The sequence below is a fragment of the Deltaproteobacteria bacterium genome (assembly GCA_016874755.1).
Lineage (GTDB): Bacteria > Desulfobacterota > Binatia > UBA9968 > UBA9968 > DP-20.
Map to the genome: position 1 here is coordinate 20,944 of VGTH01000041.1, position 14,156 is coordinate 35,099.

The 14,156-nt window shown below is 58.2% G+C and carries 14 protein-coding genes; 4 read left to right on the top strand and 10 right to left on the bottom strand.

The window, feature by feature from the left end:
• Positions 1-211: 211 nt before the first annotated feature.
• From FJ145_20685 to FJ145_20720, 8 genes are all read right to left on the bottom strand, one after another.
• Positions 212-598: a cupin domain-containing protein gene (locus FJ145_20685; protein MBM4263824.1), complete on the bottom strand. Its 387-nt coding sequence runs from the start codon at positions 596-598 to the stop codon at positions 212-214.
• 75 nt (positions 599-673) lie between these two features.
• The gene (locus tag FJ145_20690; GenBank protein ID MBM4263825.1) at positions 674-949 is read right to left on the bottom strand and encodes a CDGSH iron-sulfur domain-containing protein; all 276 of its coding nucleotides are present in this window, start codon (positions 947-949) and stop codon (positions 674-676) included.
• 94 nt (positions 950-1,043) lie between these two features.
• On the bottom strand, positions 1,044-1,973 hold the full coding sequence (locus FJ145_20695) for an amidohydrolase (protein MBM4263826.1): 930 nt from the start codon (positions 1,971-1,973) through the stop codon (positions 1,044-1,046).
• Positions 1,974-2,168: 195 nt separating this feature from the next.
• Positions 2,169-3,191: an ABC transporter substrate-binding protein gene (locus tag FJ145_20700; GenBank protein ID MBM4263827.1), complete on the bottom strand. Its 1,023-nt coding sequence runs from the start codon at positions 3,189-3,191 to the stop codon at positions 2,169-2,171.
• Between the two features lie 50 nt (positions 3,192-3,241).
• Positions 3,242-4,132, bottom strand: a complete 891-nt coding sequence (locus FJ145_20705; protein MBM4263828.1) for a 2-pyrone-4,6-dicarboxylate hydrolase — start codon at positions 4,130-4,132, stop codon at positions 3,242-3,244.
• A 124-nt stretch (positions 4,133-4,256) separates the two neighbouring features.
• Positions 4,257-5,090, bottom strand: coding sequence for an alpha/beta hydrolase (locus tag FJ145_20710; protein ID MBM4263829.1), 834 nt, complete (start codon positions 5,088-5,090; stop codon positions 4,257-4,259).
• Between the two features lie 90 nt (positions 5,091-5,180).
• Complete coding sequence (locus tag FJ145_20715) at positions 5,181-6,032, bottom strand: alpha/beta hydrolase (GenBank protein ID MBM4263830.1); 852 nt, start codon at positions 6,030-6,032, stop codon at positions 5,181-5,183.
• Between the two features lie 220 nt (positions 6,033-6,252).
• Positions 6,253-7,110 carry an alpha/beta hydrolase gene (locus FJ145_20720; GenBank protein ID MBM4263831.1) on the bottom strand — a complete coding sequence of 286 codons (858 nt, stop codon included), beginning with the start codon at positions 7,108-7,110 and terminating at the stop codon, positions 6,253-6,255.
• 304 nt (positions 7,111-7,414) lie between these two features.
• Here FJ145_20720 and FJ145_20725 point away from each other — a divergent pair, with 304 nt between their 5' ends.
• Positions 7,415-8,110: an antitermination protein NusG gene (locus FJ145_20725; protein MBM4263832.1), complete on the top strand. Its 696-nt coding sequence runs from the start codon at positions 7,415-7,417 to the stop codon at positions 8,108-8,110.
• 40 nt (positions 8,111-8,150) lie between these two features.
• Here FJ145_20725 and FJ145_20730 read toward each other — a convergent pair whose 3' ends face one another.
• Both FJ145_20730 and FJ145_20735 read right to left on the bottom strand, forming a co-directional pair.
• Positions 8,151-8,699 carry a cytochrome c gene (locus FJ145_20730; protein MBM4263833.1) on the bottom strand — a complete coding sequence of 183 codons (549 nt, stop codon included), beginning with the start codon at positions 8,697-8,699 and terminating at the stop codon, positions 8,151-8,153.
• Complete coding sequence (locus tag FJ145_20735) at positions 8,563-9,585, bottom strand: ketopantoate reductase family protein (GenBank protein MBM4263834.1); 1,023 nt, start codon at positions 9,583-9,585, stop codon at positions 8,563-8,565. Before FJ145_20735 ends, FJ145_20730 begins: the two co-directional genes overlap by 137 nt.
• A gap of 367 nt (positions 9,586-9,952) precedes the next feature.
• On the opposite strand from FJ145_20735, the gene FJ145_20740 reads away from it, so the two are divergent.
• The 3 genes from FJ145_20740 (at position 9,953) to FJ145_20750 (ending at position 14,154) form a co-directional block, all read left to right on the top strand.
• Positions 9,953-11,644, top strand: coding sequence for a hydantoinase B/oxoprolinase family protein (locus tag FJ145_20740; protein MBM4263835.1), 1,692 nt, complete (start codon positions 9,953-9,955; stop codon positions 11,642-11,644).
• Between the two features lie 84 nt (positions 11,645-11,728).
• A complete protein-coding gene (locus tag FJ145_20745; protein MBM4263836.1) occupies positions 11,729-12,835 on the top strand; it encodes an aminopeptidase P family protein in 1,107 nt (368 codons plus the stop codon).
• A gap of 161 nt (positions 12,836-12,996) precedes the next feature.
• Entirely contained in the window at positions 12,997-14,154 is a 1,158-nt protein-coding gene (locus FJ145_20750; GenBank protein ID MBM4263837.1) for an aminopeptidase P family protein, read from the top strand.
• Positions 14,155-14,156: the final 2 nt, after the last annotated feature.

Here is a 14,156-nt window from a genome sequence, read left to right on the forward strand (position 1 = left end):
CCGATGATTGGCATCGCTTGGACTTTTGCGGTGTGCAGCGTGGTTTGCGCGCTGGCTGGCATAGCGCTGCGGATTGTGAACCGAGCGCGTCGGGCTGCGGGCTGGAACCGGGCCGTTCAAGGTTCAAAGTTCAACGTCAGACCCGCTGCGGTTTATCGAACCGAGCCTCTAACGTTGAACTTTTGAACCTTAAATCTTTGAACCGTCGCCGCTAGGCGACAACGGGCTGCTTCATCGGCGTATGGCTCGGGATCTTCGGCACCCGCGTGCGCGGCTTACCATCGACGTGGCTGTTGCCCGCGCCAAGCAGTAACATTCTACCCGGGCCGGGGTTGCACAGCTGATACGGCTCGCCGGATTTGAGCAGCACGGTGTCGAACTGCTTTAAGTCAAATTCCTTTAGTGGCGTGCGCACGACGCAGCGGCCTTCGAGGACCATGAAGATATGGTCGTCGTTGTCATGGTAGTGCATGTCGTCTTGCTGGTTTGGCTCGCAGTTGATTGCCCAGTAGTAGGCCAAATCGGTGCGCCACAGCTGAAGATGATTGATCTCCGGATGGGCGTCGGCTTCTTTGATCGGGTTTTTCATCTCAACCATAAATAACCTCCTAAAAAATTGTTCAAGCCGTTCAAATCGTCTTGGAATTCGGGCGAATGGCTGCTCGCCTCTAGCTTAGCCGTGATTGCGCGGCGGCCGCTCTTTGGGTTTGACCAATCGGCCATGGGTGCCGTCGCAGTAAGGATGAAATTTTGAGCGCCAGCAGCGGCAGATGGCGATGGTCTCGGGCTGTTTTAGCTCCAAGATTGCCGGCTCGATATTTGTTCCTTCATGCGAGCCATCGCAGAACGGCAAATTTTTACTCTTGGTGCAGCGACAGTAGGCCACGCTCTTCGATACTTGTTTGACGATCGTCGGTTCGATCAAGTCGTCGTAGGATAGTCCGGCCATCGGTCCTCCAGTATATTCATTCAAGGTTCAAGGTTCAAAGTTCAAAGGTTTTCGCTCGGTTTAGCCGTTCGGTTCTTTCCGTGGTCGGTGAACGTTATGCGCGATCGAGCAGTCTCAGCGCGTTGCGGCTGAAGATATCCGCTCGCTCGTCGTCGGTCAATGGAAACTCTTCAAGGATCTGCTTTGCCCGCGGCAGCAGTGGCAAGAGCGGCGGCGCGTCGCTGCCGAAGAGCAATTTCTTCGCGCCGACCGTCTGGTAGGCGCAGGTGAGCGCCGGCGGGTGGTAGCAGACGGTGTCCATGTGAATCTCGCGCAGGTAGTCGCTGGGTTTTTTGGTGATCAGCATCGGTTCATAGGAACCCAGGCCCGAGGCTTTATCGCCCAGCTCGTACGCGTAATCCATTCGGCCAATGACTTCGCAGATGCCGCCGCCCAGGTGACAGCCGACAAATTTCAATCTCTTGTGGCGCTCGAAGACGCCGCGCACAATCATCCTGGAAATCGCCAGACATTCGTCAAACGGCCGGCCGACGCTGGAGGCCAGGCGATAATCGCGCATGCGCTCTTCACCGAAGCCCACCGATGGCGCGTGCATCATCATCGGCACGCCGAGGCTTTCGACCATCTCGAAAAATCCTTGGGCCTCGTCATCGTCAGGGTAAGCGCCTTGATGGCTGGAGTTGATCAGCACGCCGTTGAGCTTGTACTCGCGAATGCCGCGCTCCAGCTCCTTCAAGAACGGCGCGCCGCCGCAGGGCAGGCTGCTGGTGAAGACGATCACGCGTTCTTTGTATGTTTGCTGAATCTCGGCGCCGTATTCGTTCCAGCGGCGGATGAAGGCGAGGGATTCGCCGGCGGTTTTGTCTCTGAGGTAGTGAATCGTGTTGCTGACCACGCAGCGCTCGATGCCGACTTTTTCATGGGCTTCGAGCAGATTTTCGATGGTCAGCGGCGCAGCGCCGCCCCAGCGGCGCTCGCGCGCTAGTTCGGGTGGATAGACGTGGGCGTGCCAATCGATGATCATTTTTAACTCCAGCGGATGTTCGAACCGTTCAACTGCTGCGCTCCGTTCCCTTCGGCAAGCTCAGGGCCTGAGTCCATCGAAGGCAAGCCGTTCGAATCGTTGCACAGGTTCAAAGCGCAGCGCCGCATTCCGGGCTATACCGAGTCATTTCCCCCGCCTCGCCCGAAACGAGGGCGATCCCTGATTATACTTACGTCATCTTCCTTTTATCCCCAGCTCTGTCTGTGCTTCGCGCAGAAATTTCAGCTCGGCGACTTCATTCGGCGCCACCTCGCGCGCGACCTTGGCGCTTTTTCTTGCCTGTTCGATAACCAACCTCAGACCGTCTTCCGGTACGGCACCGTCGGCGTTGAACAGATTTCTGATCGCGTCGTAGGACGCGTAGGCGAAATCGCTTTCGACCTTACCCCAGGCCATCAGGGTTCGCGCGGACTCGTCGCGGTTGTCGCGAATGAAGCGATTGGCGCGGATGGTTGCTTTGAGCACGCGGCGAATTTCGTCCGGTTTTTCTTTGATCTTGCGCAGGTGCGAGCCCATGCCGAGGTAAGGAAAGCTGAAAAGCTCGTAAGCGCGCGCGAGCACGCGGTAACCTTGCTTCTCCATCTGCGTGTCCGCCGGCGGCGACATCACCACGACGTCGACGACGCGCTGCTTGAGCGCAGTCAGCCGCGCCGCATCGGAACCCAGGGCCAGCACTTTGATATCTTTTTCAGGGTCGAGGCCCGACTGGCGAATCATCATGCGCGCTGCGGTGTCGGGCGTGGCACCATAGGTGCTGACGCCGAGAGTCTTGCCTTTAAGGTCTTTGATCGTTTTCAATTCCGGCTGAGCGATCAGCGTCACCGGCCAGTTGTCGAGAAAACCCGCGACGATGCGAATCGGCAAACCGGCGATGGCGCCGCCGACCACCGCGCCAAAAAGCTGGCAGTAATCGACATCGCCGGTCGCCAACGCGGTGATGGCGACGTTGGGATTCATGCGGATAATTTCCGCGTCAAGATTTTCTTCTCGGAGAAAGCCGCGCCGCTGCGCCATGTGCGAAGTGAGGTTGGGCATGTTGGGGTTCGACACGGCGATGCGGATGCGATCCGCGGCGCCAGCGCCCTGCACCACCCCAGCGTGTGCCGATAACATGAAGATGAGTGCGACGACGCAGAAGGATGAATGATGAAAGCGGAAAGCGGAAACGAGCCGGTTATGCGAGTGGAGTTTCATCATTCATTCCGCTTTCAACCTTTTCGCCGAGGATCATGCCACGAAGCAGGTCCTCATGCGAACCCATACAAAGTCGCTGGATTGTCGACCAGGATTTTCTTGCGAACCGACTCTTCAGGAGCAAACAGCGCGAGCAAGTCGACCAGGTCGCCGTCGTTGGGCGTATGTCCTGGCAAGAAATTGTTCGAGTGCGGCCAGTCGGTGCCCCAGATCACTCTGTCCGGCGCCGCGGCGATCACCGCCTGCGCATAGGGGATCACTTCGACAAACGGCAGACCATGATAGGAATGCACCATGGTTTCGCAAATCTTGTCCGCGCCGCTGACCTTGGTCCAGACATGTTTCACCTTCATTAAGTCGAGCAGGAGCTGAAAGCCCGCTTGCCGCAAACCCTCGGCAGGTTTGACCCGCGCGATGTGATCGATGATCACCGGCACGGGGCAATTGCGAATGCGCTTTTCCTGCTCCGTCAAGTTTTTCATGTCGATGTGCAGATCGAGCGACCACTTGAGGTCGACGATGTTGTCAATGCAGCGATCGAGCACGCCCAGCTTGACGTTGCCGCGCGGCCGGTCGAGCAGATTAAAACGCACGCCGCGGATGCCGGCGTCGTTCAACCGGCGCAGTTCGTCTTTCGGCGTTTGGTCATCGATGCGTCCGACACCGCGAAATCTGCCTCGCGAATTTTTAATCGCATCCAGCGTCGCCGAGTTGTCCAAGCCGTGCACGCTCGGCTGCACGACCACGGCGCGTTCGACGCCGATGACCGCGAGCATTTTTTGATAGTGCTCCAGCGGCGCCGCCGGCGGCGTATACTCGTGAGTTGAAACAAATGGAAAAACTTCCGGCGGCCCGAAAACGTGGAAATGGGTGTCGCACGAATTCGCCGGCGGCGTGAAGTGCGGCTTGCGTGTGTTGGGATCGGGCGGATAGCAGTAGGGCATTGGGGCTCCTTAGATGCTCGTGAGGGGTAAGGGGTGAAGGGCAAGGCGTTTCGGACGAATGCGGAAACCGGAAAGGCGGAAAGCGCAAACGTCGAACACGCCTTACCCCTTCACCCCTTACCCTTCACGCCTCACGTCTTTCGATCCAATCGAGAATCACCGCGTTGGTTTCCTCCGGCGCTTGCCAGAAAAAACCGTGGGATTGGCCTTCGAGTATTTTCAGCTCTGCACCGGGGATTCGGTTCTTCAACGCCTCGGCCTGCAGCACGTGATTGCTGCGGGCTTTGTCGTTGTTGCCGATTAAAACCAAGGTAGGCACGCGCACGTCGCCTAACCGGTGCGTCGCTTCCCAGTTGTGGCGCGCGATGCTCAGCTGGATGTATTCGGAGAGGTTCGCGTGGGTGGCGCGGGCGAGTTTGTAGAATTCGTCTATTTCAGTTGGGTGGCTGTCGCGAAACTCTTTGGTGAAAAACACATCTGAGTCGCAATACTCGTCGCGGAGAAATTGCTCGAAGCCCTTCTCGACCAGACCAAGCACTAGCCAGTGCGGCAAACCGGGCACGCAGTCCGGACCTGGGCGCGGCACCAGGCCTGAGCCACTGGCGGCCATGATCAAGCTCTTTACCCGACCAGGAAAATTCAAAGTCATCTCCAGCGCGACGCGGCCGCCCATGGAGTGGCCGAGTAAATGAGCCGATGGGATTTGCAAATGATCGAGCAACGCGACCGCGTCGTTGGCCATTTGTTGGATTGTGTAAACCTGTTGAGCCGTCCTCGTGCGCGGGCAGCCGCGCGGGTCATGCAGAATGAGCTGCAGCGATTGCGACAGTGCTGGGACTTGGTAGGGCTTCCACACTTCAGCGGAAAATGCCGTGGATGGAAACAGCAGCAGCGGCGCGCCGCTGCCGAGGGTTTCGTAATACAGGTTAGTGCCGGTGGCGAGATGGGCGATTGGCATGGGGTCTTGGATGCTCGTAAAGGTTAAAGGGTTAGGGGTAAGGCGTTCGGATAAAAGCGGAAACCGGAAAGCGGAAACTCCGAATACCCCTTACGCCTTACCTTCACCCCTTACGCTGGCTACTTTCCGGACCCAGCTAAGAATCGCGTTGTTAGTTTCCTCCGGCACCTGCCAGAAAAAACCGTGCGATTGGCCTTTGAGTATTTGCAGTTCGGCTTTGGGAATGCGGTTCTTCAGCGCCTCGGCCTGGGCGAGATGATTGCTGCGTCCCGAGTCGTGGTCGCCGATCAATACAAGAGTCGGGCATTTCACATCGCCCAGCCGGTGGGTGGCTTCCCAGTTATGCCGCGCAATGATCAGGTGAATAAACTCCGGCAGCTTGGCGTGGGTCGCGAATGCGAGCTGAAAAAAAGCTTCGACTTTCTCCGGATATTTCTTGCGATAGTCCTCGGTGAAAAAGGCGTCGGTGTCGCAAAACTCTTCGCGCAGCGCTTTCTCGAAACCTTTTTCGACCAAGCGAATCACTAGCCAATGGGGCAAGCCGGGAATGCAGTCGGCACCAGGGCGCGCTGCTTGGCCCGAGCCGCTGGCCGCCATGATTAGGCTCTTTACCCGCCCAGGAAAATTGAGCGCCATCTCCAAGGCGATGCGCCCGCCCATCGAGTGGCCGACCAGATGCGCCGAAGAGATTTTCAAATGGTCGAGCAGGGCGACGATGTCGTTGGCCATCTGATTGATGGTGTAAACCTTCTGCGTCTCGCTCGTCCGTCCGCAGCCGCGCGGGTCGTGCAGCACAAGCTGCGCGGACTGCCTCAGTGGCATCTGCGATGGCTTCCAGACTTCGCAGGAAAACGCCGTCGACGGCACGAGCACGATCGGCTCACCCTGGCCGTGGGTTTCGTAGTAGACGTTGGCACCGGTGGGTAGATTTACGGTAGGCATAACGCGTCTCCTGATGTTGGTGTATCTTGCTTAGCAAAGGTTCGGATTGCCGCAGTTTGAAATCCTAACCAGCCGCGATTTCGGTTTTCTCCCCGTTTCGGGGCAGGATTGAGGTGGAGGCAACGCGCTGGCATTGGACTTACGCCCCCATCCTGGCCTTCCCTCGAGACGGGGGAAGGGAATAGAATCCGTGGATGTTTCTATCGGCATCTCTGGGAGGTCACAGCCCCATCTGCTTGATCATCGCCTGCGTCAGCGGACTTTTCTCGTCGAGCAAGTGCTCGGACATGGTGTAGTGATTTGCGCCGGGCACGACGAGATAGTCAACGTTCATTCCCTGTTGCTTGCAGTAGTTGAAATAATCTTCTGACATTCGCTGCCAGCCCTTCGGTTCGGCGCCGCCGACGGCGACGACCAGCGGGCATTTTACTTTAGGCGGGTTGAGAAACGGGCTGTTGGCTTTGGCGCATTCGGGTGTCATGCGCACTTGCTCCTGCACGCTGATCTGCATCACCATGTCGAGGTCGAAGACGCCGGAGGTTGGCACGGCGCCTTTGATACAGTCTGGCGGCATGCCTTGTTGGCTCCAGTCGTGCGCCAACGCGAGCGCGGTTAAGTGCCCGCCGGCGGAATGGCCGGAGACGAAGAGCTTTTCCGGATTGGCGTTGTAGCTGCGGATGTTTTTGTAAACCCAGGCGATGGCGCTGCGGGTTTGCCGAACGATGTCCGTCACGGTCACCTTGGGACAGAGATCGTATTCCACCATCACCACCGTCGCGCCGCGCCGCGTAAAAGTCGGCACGAAGTTGGCGTTATCGTCCTTGCTGCCGCTGCGCCAGTAGCCGCCGTGGATGTAGACCAGCACGGTGCCGTTGGGGCGGTCGGCGGTGTAGATGTCGAGCTTTTCGCGCTCCGAGCTGCCGTAGGCGACGTTCAACCAAGACTTCGCGCTCTCGCGAACTTTTTTGGCTTGCGCCGCGCGCACCTTGGCGAGCTCCGGATACTCCGGCACCGATTCACGCGGGTTGTATTGGTATTCCATCTCGTCGGGGCGAAAGCCATTGTAATTGGTCTCCATGGGCTCGACGTTACTGGAAGGCTCTTTTGCTTGTCAATCGCGAATTCGTCAAAAGAATTTGACTTCTCCCATGGTGAAGCGTTAGCTAACGTAAACCCAATTATTTCCAGGCTGTTTGCCCTAGTTGGTGCTGAAGCAGATGAAGAAAATTAGCTGCGAATTAACCGGAAGACACCGGGTGGCATAGCTTGCGCACGGAAAATTACCGGTTTCTCCTTGACAAAAATCGGCTCCCCCTAATATAACCACAACAACTAAAATTTAGTGACGGCTTGGCAAAAACCAAGCCGAAGGAGGGGGAGTCATGGAGCTCGCGCATTTTTTTCTGCGGTGGATTCATCTTTTAGCTGGCATCACGTGGATCGGCATCCTTTATTACTTCAACTTTGTCCAGACGCCGTTTTTTGCGGAGACCGAAGCGCCCGTGCGCGTCGGTGCGATTCAAAAACTTTTGCCGCGTGCCCTTTGGTGGTTTCGTTGGGGCGCGATGTTTACATTTTTGGCCGGTCTGCTCATGTGGCTCATGCGGTTGGGGCAAACCGGCAGCGCTGCTTTCTTCTCTTCCCAGTATGGTGTGGTGATAACGCTCGGCAGCCTGATGGGCACGATCATGTTTCTCAACGTTTGGCTGGTGATCTGGCCCAATCAGCAAATCGTTATGGCCTCGACCAATCAAGTTGCCGGCGGTGGGCAAGCGCTGCCCAACGCCGCGGGTGCGGGACGGCGCGCCGCCCTGACTTCACGGACTAACACCGTCTTTTCCATGTCCATGTTGTTTTTCATGGCGGCGGCGTCGCACTACCCATCCTTGATGAGCGCCAACCCATCGCTGGGGCTGTTTTGGATTATCTCTTTGATCATCGTCGGCGCGGTTGAAGCCAACGCCTTGTTCGGTACCCAGGGCGCAACCAAGAAGCCGTTGGACTCCGTTTCCGGCGCCCTGCAGTTCGGTTTTGCGCTCTGGCTGGTGATGTATCTCCTCTGCCTGGCCTTACTCTAAAGAAGTAGGGGGCGACCGGCCGGTCGCCCCTACACCGACTCTATCGCGGCGGCGCTGATTGCTCGCGCAGATAGGCAACCAGGTAGGGGATCTCCGACTTCAAAAACGGGAACGTCGGCATCACTTTGGTGGCCCGCTTAGGCTTGTAGTTGGGCGGATACTCGATGCGCAGCACGCGCGATTCGATGAGCTCCGGCGGCGAGCCTCTGAGCGCCGGACCGATCGAGCCTTCCTTGGCCGGATCGGGGTTGTGGCAGGCGATGCAGTTTGCCACGTACACCGCTTTGCCTCTTTCATAGTCGCGGTCTTTTTTCTCTCCTCCTGCTTGGTCGCTATCCTTGCCACAGGCGCTGACCGTTAACAGAGCGCATATTGCCAGCACTTTCATCGCTATTTTCATATCAGATTTCTGCTCTTCCCCCCTTGGAACATTCGTCGCTTTTAAGGTCGGCTTAGGCCGACGCGGTGAGTTCGTCGTAGTTCTGCTGGCCGAAGCGCCGCGTGCCGGCTTCGAGCTCACGAAAAATCGTGAGCAGCTTGCTGCAGAGCGGGGTGGCGATGCCCAACTTTTTGCCCTCACTGACGACATAGGCTAGCGTGAAATCGACTTCGGTCTTGATCTTTTTTTGCACGTAACGCAGCGGCCCTTTGCGGTCTGCCGGTTTCCAAGTCTTGGCGAAGCCGTTGACGGCGGCTAGCCGCTTGTCGGCGGAGTTGCGCGGATGGAAATCGGCGGGATAGTACTCCGACAGTTTGATCCAGCGCACGCCCAAGGCTTCACCCACGGAAACCACCTCTGCGAAGAAGTCCGCCATGACGCGGCGCTCTTTTTCACTGGTGCAGGTGGTGGCGAGCGAGGCGTCGGCCAACGAGCCGTAGTAGCCCAAACAAGTGTAGGTAAGCTTGCTCCACAACACGCCGAGAATGTTATCGGAGATTTCGGTTTCCATGACCGTGTTGAGGAGCTGGTTCAGACCCGCTAGCGCCGGCGTCGTCTTGCCGTGCAGGTGGCCGATGTAAAGATGCCCGCGGGTTTCGGTGTGGAGGTGTGCCGGAGCGAGCTTGCGGCAGCCCATGCGGATGGCCATGCCGACGGTGCGGTCGGCGCCGACGCGCTCTTGTAGCAGCGGCGGATTGATGCCGTTCTGCATCGACATCAATAGTCCGTTGTCGGCGAGGTGCGGCACGGCTGTGTCCAACGCGGCGGGCGTGTAGTTGGAGCGCACGGCGACGCCGGCGATGTCGAACTTGCCTTGAACTTCGTTGGGATAAACCACGTTGATCTTGACGTTGAACGGCCCGTCGGGGACGTCGACTTGCAAGCCGTTTTTGCGGATCGCTTCGACGTGCTCTTTATCGATGTCGACGAACGTGACGTCATTGCCGGCGCGCGCGAGCCGGCCGCCGATGATGCCGCCGATGGGGCCGACGCCGACGATGAGAATACGCTGGGCCATGGAAACCTCCGAAACCATGCGAATAATACTCTTACCATAAGGAATTGAATCAGACCGTTCAAGCGATCGACAAGAGAAGCGCGGCCGTTCTTGTTCGCTGGGTTTGTCGCCGATTGGAAAACCCGTGCTCCTTTGCAGCGGCGGCCTTGAAGATTTAAGGATTCCTGAAATAGTAGCGCGAATAGAGTTCTTTACAGAAACACGCGATTGCCGCGGCGCTGCAGGGAGCTGATCTGAAAATCATCGGCAACTCCGGCAACAAGATGGTCTTCTCGCTCTACGCCAAGCCGGAGTTCAAGTCCGTCGAGCAATTGCAGAGGCGCAGAGGCCGCAGAGAGAAATAGTCTTTTCCGAACTCTGCGTCATCAGCGTCTCTGCGCGAGAAATGTCTTCAATGAACCCCGCACACATCAACCCCATCACTGTTGAGGTGGTGCGCAACGGCCTCGCCCATATCGCCAACGAGATGGCGACGGTGCTGCGCAAGACCGCCTACAACATGATGATCTACGAGGTGCGCGACTATTGTGTCGGCATCGTCGATCCGGAGGGTAATATTCTGTCGCAGAATTTCGGCGCGCTGCCGATTTTTCTCGCCGACCTGGGCCCGGCGATTGTCGACGGTGTGCGCATGCACGGGCGCGACGGCTTCAAGCCCGGCGACGTGCTGATCATGAATCATCCCTACGTGTGCGGGCAGCATTTGAACAATGTCGTCGTCTACACGCCGTTTTTCCATGAAGGCGAGCTGGTCGCGTTTCTCGCCGTGCGCGCGCACTGGATCGACATTGGCGGCAGGCCCGTCGGTTTTGGCTTTAGCGGCACGCGCGAAGTTTACGAAGAGGGTTTGCAGTTTCGCTCGTTGAAGCTCTATCGCGGCGACAAGCCCAATCCGGATTTGTTTCAAATTATCAAGGACAACGTGCGCTTCGCCGAATCTTCGCTCGGCGATTTGCGCGCCCAGGTCGCTGCCTGTCGCAGCGGCGATAGAGGCTTGGGCGAGTTGGTGCAGCGTTATGGCCTCGAAGTGTTTCTCAACTGCGTGCGCGAAGTCTGGCGCCAATCCGAAACCCTGGCGCGCGAGCAAGTCGCCAAGATCAAGCCGGGAAAATATGCCGCCGAAGCATTGTTTGACAGCGATGGCGTCAACCTCGACAAGCCGGTGCCGCTGAAAGTCAAAGTTGAAGTCGCGGGCAGCGAGATGATCATCGATTTCTCCGAGATCAGCGATCAAGTGGCGGGCTCGATCAATTCCGGTGAGTCGGGCGCGGTCGCCGCGGCGCGCGTCGCCTTCAAGTCGCTGGTCAGTCCGTTCTCGCCCATCGACGAGGGCTGCTTTCGGCCGCTGAAGATCGTTATCCCCGAGGGCAAAATTCTCAGCGCCACGCCGCCATCGCCGGTGGGCAACTGGAGCCGGACGCTGCCGACGGTGGTGGATCTGATTTTCAAAGCGCTGGCGCCGGCGATGCCCGAGCGCGTCGCCGCTGGCCACAAGGGCGACATGGGCGGCTACGCGTTTTTCGGCATCAATCCGAAAAGCGGCCGGCGTTTTCTCTGCCAGACCATCATGGGCGGCGGCTGGGGTGGACGTGCTTTTGAAGACGGTGAGAACGCCACTGTTTCGATGTGCCAGGGCGATGTCCAGAATGCGCCGGTGGAGATACAAGAGATTTATTATCCAGTGTTGATCGAGCGGCAAAAACTGCGCGACGGCAGCGGCGGCGCAGGGAAATTTCGCGGCGGCTTGGGCATCGAAGTTTGTGTGCGCGTGCTCTGTGATGCCAGTACAAATATAAACGTCGAGCGCCAACGCGCCGCGCCCTGGGGATTGTTCGGCGGCGAGTGCGGTGAGAAGGCACGGGCGTTGGTCAAACAGTCCCCGGACGATGAAGGCGTGTGGTTGACCAAGAAACCGAACTTTCCGCTGCAGGCGGGCGGCAGCGTGACGTTTTACACCGCGGGCGGCGGCGGCTATGGTGCGGCGAGGGAGCGCGCAGTTGAATTGGTCGAGCGGGATCGACGTTTGGGCTACGAAAAAATCCCCCTTGATCCGCCTTTTTCAAAGGGGGAAAGCTAATTTCCGAGGATTGTTCTTGTTCCCCTCTTTGAAAAAGCCGGGCTAGGGGAGATTTTTTTGAGCGGCCTTAGGAGGTGAGTGATCATGGACGCACAGCAAGAATTCCAAAAACGATTAACTCAAGTCCGCGTCGCCATGCGCGACAAGGGTCTGCAAACGTTGCTGGTCTACGACTCCGGTCGCCACAACTTTCTGCGCATGAACTACGTCGCCTATCTGAGCGACTTCATCAGTGTCGGGCCAGAGACGATGTTGGTTGTGCCCCTTGAAGATGCCCCGGTGCTTTATCTTTCACCGGCGTGGGATCTGCCGCGGGCGCAGGAAGAATCTTGGGTGCAGGATGTTCGGCGCTTCAAGGACTTCTGGCCGTGTTTGGCGAATGCCGGCAAGGCGGGATTGATTGGCCGCGAGGCGATCTCTGCGGCGCTGCATGAAGAAATCACCAAACAGCTCAAGACGCCTCCGGTCAACGCGAAAGACATTATCGAAAACATGGCGCGCTGCAAAGGCGATTTCGAATTGGAAAGATTGCGCCGTGCCGCGGCCATCGCGGACGCTGGTGTGAAAGCGTTGCACGACGACGCCCGTCCCGGTTTGAAAGAGTACGAGCTGGCGGCGATTGTCGAATACAAAATGCGCTCGCTCGGCGCTGAAGATAACTTCGGCATGGTGGTGGCCAATTCGCATAACCAGGCGCTGCATCCGGCGACCGACCGCACCGTGCAAAGGGGCGATATCATCATCGGTGAGATCACGCCGTGCATCGGCGGCCTGTTCGTGCAGATCTGCCGGACTGTCGTGTTGGGCGAGCCCAAGCCGGTGGTGCGTGAGAAATACGCGATTCTCCACAAGGCGATGGGGTTGGGTATGCAAGCGGCGCAAACCGGCGCGCCGGCGTGCAACGTCGCCAAGGCGATCAACGACACGTTTATCGAGTACGGCTACGAGCAATATTGCAAGCCGCCGTTCATGCGCGTGCGCGGCCACGGCCTGGGCTGCGGCTCGTTTGCGCCGGGTAGTTTGGAAGACGAGAACAAAACCAAATTGGAAGAGGGGATGACGTTCATCATTCATCCCAACCAATATTTGCCCGAGACCGGTTATCTGACGCTGGGCGACACGGTGGTGATGGGCAAGCAGAAGGCGGAGTCGATGATGCGGTCGTCGTGGGATATTCACATCAAGGATTAACGTGAGTGGAGACAGAGGAATCTGTCATTCTAAGCGGTAGCGAAGAAGCTGCTGGCGAGCAGCGTTGTGACGAGAAGCAGATGCTTCGGCGGACCTCAGCATGACACCAAACAGATTTTGCGCCGGTTGGGTACAATTCGAATTGCACGACAGAGGACACTATGATCTTTGGTCGACATTCGGTGCTAAAGCGCGGCTGCTCCACTTGGGATGCGCAGGCGTTGCCGCAGGCGGAGTTTCAGCCGCGCGTCGATGCGGTGCGCAAGGAAATGGCGCGGCGCGGCCTCGACGCGCTGGTGATCTACGGCGACAACTATTGTTTTGCCGACCTTTGCTATCTAACGAACTACTTCCCGAAAGTCCGCGGCGGCATTGCCATCGTGCCGCGCGACGGCGCGCTCTCGATGCTGCTCAACATCGGCAGCCGCGACGTGCCGTTCGCCAAGACCCTGACCTGGGTGGAGGACGTGCGAGCGTCGAATTTGGTCGGCACCGATGGCGCGAAGATGATCAAGGAAAAAGGCGTTGACCAGGGCACGATTGGCCTCGCCGACTCTGGCCAGGGATTTCCTCTGCCGCAGTTGGAAGACATGAAAAATGCCTTGCCAGGGGTGAAATGGCAGGCGTGCGATGACATGATCGCGCCGCTGCGCCTGGCGAAAACCGCGCGTGAGCTGCACGCGATGGGCGAGGCGGGCCGCGTGCTGCAAGGAATTTGCTCCGGTGTTAGCGCGTTTATCAAACCGGGACGCAAGGAATACGAAATCGTCGCCGACATCGATCGCCTAGCACGCGACAAAGGCGCGGAGGATATTCGTATCCTTGCGGGTGGGCAGCGCTTGAATCCGCCGAGCTTCAAACAAGCCGCGAGCGTCGGCTCGCACTGGGCGCTTTACCTATCCGTGCAGCACGAGCGCTACTGGGCCGAAGCCGGACGGACATTTTTTCTAACTGGCAATGCCAAGCTGCAAGCCGCCTACCAGAAGGCGCAAGAGATAGTTGCGGCGATGGCGGGGCAATTGAAGCCGAATGGAACTGTGGCGGCGATCGATGAGACCGCGCGCAAAGCATTGGGAGAATTTTACGCCACGGCGTCGGTTTACGGATTGGCCAATGGCATCGGTTTGAATCAGTGGGAGGCACCGTTTCTGAATAGTAGCGACGCGGCGGAAGTCGGCGCGCCGACGGTCGATGCGCAAACATTGAATGAGAACATGACGCTGGCGCTGCGCGTGACGATCGAGAGCGAAGGCAAGATTGTCCTGTACGGCGATAGTTTCCAGGTGACGGGGAGTGGGGCGCGGCGGATCGGTGCTTGAAT

Coding starts and splice junctions, on each gene's coding strand:
- FJ145_20685 (MBM4263824.1), bottom strand. CDS start 598: ATGGTTGAGATGAAAAACCCGATCAAAGAAGCCGACGCCCATCCGGAG.
- FJ145_20690 (MBM4263825.1), bottom strand. CDS start 949: ATGGCCGGACTATCCTACGACGACTTGATCGAACCGACGATCGTCAAA.
- FJ145_20695 (MBM4263826.1), bottom strand. CDS start 1,973: ATGATCATCGATTGGCACGCCCACGTCTATCCACCCGAACTAGCGCGC.
- FJ145_20700 (MBM4263827.1), bottom strand. CDS start 3,191: ATGATGAAACTCCACTCGCATAACCGGCTCGTTTCCGCTTTCCGCTTT.
- FJ145_20705 (MBM4263828.1), bottom strand. CDS start 4,132: ATGCCCTACTGCTATCCGCCCGATCCCAACACACGCAAGCCGCACTTC.
- FJ145_20710 (MBM4263829.1), bottom strand. CDS start 5,090: ATGCCAATCGCCCATCTCGCCACCGGCACTAACCTGTATTACGAAACC.
- FJ145_20715 (MBM4263830.1), bottom strand. CDS start 6,032: ATGCCTACCGTAAATCTACCCACCGGTGCCAACGTCTACTACGAAACC.
- FJ145_20720 (MBM4263831.1), bottom strand. CDS start 7,110: ATGGAGACCAATTACAATGGCTTTCGCCCCGACGAGATGGAATACCAA.
- FJ145_20725 (MBM4263832.1), top strand. CDS start 7,415: ATGGAGCTCGCGCATTTTTTTCTGCGGTGGATTCATCTTTTAGCTGGC.
- FJ145_20730 (MBM4263833.1), bottom strand. CDS start 8,699: ATGTCGTCAGTGAGGGCAAAAAGTTGGGCATCGCCACCCCGCTCTGCA.
- FJ145_20735 (MBM4263834.1), bottom strand. CDS start 9,585: ATGGTTTCGGAGGTTTCCATGGCCCAGCGTATTCTCATCGTCGGCGTC.
- FJ145_20740 (MBM4263835.1), top strand. CDS start 9,953: ATGTCTTCAATGAACCCCGCACACATCAACCCCATCACTGTTGAGGTG.
- FJ145_20745 (MBM4263836.1), top strand. CDS start 11,729: ATGGACGCACAGCAAGAATTCCAAAAACGATTAACTCAAGTCCGCGTC.
- FJ145_20750 (MBM4263837.1), top strand. CDS start 12,997: ATGATCTTTGGTCGACATTCGGTGCTAAAGCGCGGCTGCTCCACTTGG.